Below are 661 nucleotides of genomic sequence, written 5' to 3'. Positions count from 1 at the left end.
CCGGCGACCCCGGCGCCGACCGCGAACTGGCCGAGGTGTTTGGCGTCATTGTCCGCGAGGGCCTGGCCGACCGGCTGGCGCCCGGCGTGACCGGGTTGCTGGCCGCCGCCATCGCCGACGAGTACCCCACCGGAGGCGCCCAGATCGGCCACCTGCTCGCCGCGCACCCCGCGGGCGCCGGGCCGGAGACGGCGCTCGCCTGGTGGGAGGCGTACCTGCGGCTCCTCGTTCCGCCCGTACTCGCGGCGTACTTCGACCACGGCGTGGTACTCGAACCGCACCTACAGAACGTGGTCGTCGGCGTGGACGGCGACAACTGGCCGCGCCAGGTGCTCTTCCGCGACCTGGAGGGCACCAAGCTGCTGGCCGCGCGGCACGCGGGCACCCTCGCGGCGCTGCCGGCCGACGTCGCCGGGCCCATGACCTACGACGCCCCCCGCGGCTGGGACCGGGTGGTCTACTGCCTGCTGGTCAACCACGTCGCGGAGTTGCTCGCCGCACTCGCCGACCTCCACCCCACACTCGAACCCGCGCTGTGGCGGGCCGTGCGCCAGGTCCTCCTGGAGCGCTCCGCCGCGCACGGTGAGCCGGCGCCCCTGCGCGCCCTGGCCGCCGGGGCCCCGCTGCCCGCCAAGGCCAACCTCCTCACGCGGTGGGGCCG

At 76.1% G+C, this 661-nt stretch carries 1 protein-coding gene; it reads left to right on the top strand.

Annotated elements, in window-relative coordinates:
• Window positions 1–661 (top strand): ferric iron reductase (locus KUM32_RS37025; protein ID WP_217146253.1); only part of this gene is annotated, 661 nt, incomplete at both ends.

This window comes from Streptomyces sp. AC627_RSS907 (assembly GCF_019049165.1).
Note: the sequence above shows the minus strand (reverse complement) of the source record. Positions and strands in the feature narration are given on the sequence as shown.